This window comes from Cupriavidus sp. WS, from assembly GCF_000395345.1.
GTDB classification, from domain to species: Bacteria; Pseudomonadota; Gammaproteobacteria; order Burkholderiales; family Burkholderiaceae; genus Cupriavidus; species Cupriavidus basilensis_B.
The window spans coordinates 1-3552 of sequence record NZ_AQPL01000244.1; the positions used below are offsets into that span (position 1 = coordinate 1).

General features: G+C 70.5%; 3 protein-coding genes. All 3 read left to right on the forward strand.

Going from position 1 to position 3552, the window contains the following annotated elements; translation table 11 throughout:
• A partial coding sequence (locus tag K206_RS0120015; RefSeq protein WP_020204172.1) for an Hsp70 family protein occupies nucleotides 1-693 on the forward strand: 693 nt, incomplete at its 5' end.
• 188 nt (nucleotides 694-881) lie between these two features.
• Entirely contained in the window at nucleotides 882-2027 is a 1146-nt protein-coding gene (dnaJ, locus tag K206_RS0120020; RefSeq protein ID WP_020204173.1) for a molecular chaperone DnaJ, read from the forward strand.
• A 355-nt stretch (nucleotides 2028-2382) separates the two neighbouring features.
• Nucleotides 2383-3552, forward strand: a 1170-nt coding sequence (locus tag K206_RS0120025; RefSeq protein WP_231401638.1) for a chorismate-binding protein, incomplete at its 3' end; no start/stop codon positions are given.

A 3552-nucleotide genomic window follows, 5' to 3' on the forward strand; every position in this document is an offset into this window, starting at 1 on the left:
CATGCGCAGGTGTTCTCGACCGCCGACGACAACCAGCCGGCCGTGACCATCAAGGTGTTCCAGGGCGAGCGCGAAATGGCCACCGGCAACAAGCTGCTGGGCGAGTTCAACCTCGAGGGCATCGCCCCGGCGCCGCGCGGCCTGCCGCAGATCGAAGTGTCGTTCGACATCGACGCCAACGGCATCCTGCACGTGGGCGCCAAGGACAAGGCGACCGGCAAGGAAAACCGCATCACCATCAAGGCGAACTCGGGCCTGTCGGAAGACGAGATCCAGCGCATGGTGAAGGACGCCGAGGCCAACGCCGAGGAAGACAAGAAGGCCCGCGAGCTGGCTGACGCCCGCAACCAGGCCGACGCGCTGATCCACTCGACCAAGAAGGCGGTTGCCGAATACGGCGACAAGCTCGAGGCGGGCGAGAAGGAAAAGATCGAAGCCGCGATCAAGGAACTGGAAGACGCCGCGCGCGGCGGCGACAAGGCCGAGATCGACGCCAAGGTCAATGCGCTGTCCGAGGCCAGCCAGAAGCTGGGCGAGCGCGTCTACGCTGACATGCAGGCCAAGTCCGGCGAAGCGGGCGGCGCGGGCGCGGCCGGTGCCGCGGGCGCGGGTGCCGGCCAGCACCAGCAGGCCCAGCCGCAGGACGACAACGTCGTGGACGCCGAATTCAAGGAAGTCAACGACAAGAAGTAATGGATGAGCTGGGGAGGGGCGCGGTGCGCGGCACCGCCGCCAGCCCCTGTCCCCACGCCGGGCGACGGACATCGGACCAAGCGGATTACCGCCGTCGGATGCCGCGCTCGGCTTTTTTGCTATTTTCTTTGCTATTTGCCCGGGCGGGTCTCACACGCGCCGCGGGGCCAATCAGGTAATCAGCCACCATGGCAAAACGTGACTACTACGAAGTGCTCGGGGTGGGCAAGAACGCCAGCGACGACGATATCAAGAAGGCGTATCGCAAGCTGGCGATGAAGCACCACCCGGACCGCAATCCGGACAGCAAGGATTCGGAGGAGAAATTCAAGGAGGTCAAGGAGGCCTACGAGATGCTCTCCGACCCCGAGAAGAAGGCGGCCTACGACCAGTACGGCCACGCCGGCGTCGACCCCAACATGGCGGGCGGCTTCGGCGGCGGCGGCCAGGGCTACGGCGGTTTCGCCGAGGCCTTCGGCGACATCTTCGGCGACATCTTCGGCCAGCAGGGCCAGGGCGCCGGGCGCCGCAGCGGCGGCGGCCCGCAGGTGTACCGCGGTGCCGACCTGCGCTACAGCATGGAGATCTCGCTCGAGCAGGCCGCGCACGGCCACGAGGCGCAGATCCGCGTGCCGCACTGGGACGAGTGCGAACACTGCCACGGCAACGGCGCCGAGCCCGGCACCAACGTCGAGACCTGCCCGACCTGCCACGGCGCGGGCCAGGTGCGCGTGTCGCAGGGCTTCTTCTCGATGCAGCAGACCTGCCCGAAGTGCCACGGCACCGGCAAGCACATCCCCAAGCCGTGCACCAAGTGCCACGGCCAGGGCAAGATCAAGTCGCAGAAGACGCTGGAAGTGAAGATCCCCGCCGGCATCGACGAGGGCATGCGCATCCGCTCCTCGGGCAACGGCGAGCCGGGCATCAACGGCGGCCCCCCGGGCGACCTGTACGTGGAAGTGCACATCCGCCCGCACGCGGTGTTCGAGCGCGACGGCGACGACCTGCACTGCCAGATGCCGATCTCGTTCGCCACCGCGGCGCTGGGCGGCGACCTGGAAGTGCCCACGCTGGGCGGCAAGGCCAGCTTCCCGGTGCCCGAAGGCACCCAGGCCGGCAAGACCTTCCGCCTGCGCGGCAAGGGCATCAAGGGCGTGCGCTCGGGTTATCCGGGCGACCTCTACGTGCACGTGAACGTGGAAACGCCGGTCAAGCTGACCGAGGCGCAGAAGGACATCCTGCGCCAGTTCGACCGCTCGGTGCACGAAGGCGGCTCGCGCCACAGCCCGCAGGAGCAATCCTGGCTGGACAAGGTGAAGAGCTTCTTCAGCTGAGCCGGTTCGGCTCGCGGCGAGTGGCCGGCCACGCTTGACGGCGTGGCCGGCTTTCTTTTTTTTGGGGGGCTGGTGGCGGGTTTTGCCGCTGGCGGTTCCTGCGTGCGCAGCGCGCGATAATGCGATATCGCCGCGTTTCGCGGCCGCCCCAACCGACGCTGGTGATTTCCCCGTGGCAGTTCTTCCCGCTTCCCCCTCCGCTTCTCCCTCCGCTTCCCGCTCTGCTTCGCCCGAACCGTTCGTCCTGCTCGACGACGCCACCGCCGCGCCCGGCGAGGCGGTCTCGCGCCTGTACACCGGCTTCGTGCGCGAGGACGTGCTGCCCGGCGGCGCCGCGCTCGATGCGCTCGACGCCATGCTGGCCGAGGGCTGGCGCCAGGGCTGGCATGCCACGCTGTTCGCGCCCTACGAATTCGGCGGCCCGCTGCTCGGCGTGGCGGTGGCCGCGGACCAGGCGCTGCCGTTCCACGACGGCGCGCTGCGGCTGCTGTGGTTCCGGCGGATGCGCAGGCTGGACACGCGGGCGGTCGCGTCGTGGCTGGCCGGCGAGCAGGGCGACGCGCCGGCCGGCGTGATGGAGATCGCTTCCGATACCACGGAGGCGGCCTTCCACGCGGCCATCGCCCGCATCCATGCGTGGATCGAGGCCGGCGACACCTACCAGGTCAATTTCACCCAGCGCCTGCGCTTCGGCGCGTTCGGCGCGCCGGCGGCGCTCTATGCGGCGCTGCGCGCGGCGCAGCCGGTGCCTTACGCCGTGCTGGCGCGCCTGCCCGGCGACGGCTGGGTGCTGTCGCTGTCGCCGGAGCTGTTCGTGCGCCATGACGGGCAAGGCCATCTGCTCACGCGGCCGATGAAGGGCACCGCGCCGCGCAGCGGCGACCCCGCGCGCGATGCCGCAGCCGCCGCGGCGCTGGCCGCCGACGCCAAGAACCGCGCCGAGAACGTGATGATCGTGGACCTGCTGCGCAACGACCTGGGCCGCGTGGCGGTGCCGGGCACGGTGGCGGTGCCGGCGCGCTTCGTGGTCGAGCCGTTCGGGCAGGTGCTGCAGATGACGTCCACCGTGACCGCCACCGCGCGTCCCGGCACGAGCCTGGCCGGGCTGCTGCGCGCGCTGTTCCCGTGCGGCTCGATCACCGGCGCGCCCAAGCGGCGCACGATGCAGATCATCGGCGAGCTGGAGCCGTCGCCGCGCGGGCTCTATACCGGCGCAATCGGCTGGATCGACGCGCCTGCCCCGGCGCCGGCGCCGGTGGCGTTCCCGGGCGCCTTCGCGCTGTCGGTGGCGATCCGCACGCTGGTGCTGGGCGCGCCGCGCGCCGACGGCCTGCGCGCGGGGGAGATGGGCGTGGGCGGCGGCATCGTTCACGACAGCGACGCGGCCGGCGAGTACGCCGAATGCGGCTGGAAGGCCCGCTTCCTGACCGCGCACGATCCGGGCTTCACGCTGTTCGAGACCCTGCGCGTGGAGGACGGCGCGTGCCCGCGGCTGGACGCGCACCTGGCGCGGCTGGCCGCGTCG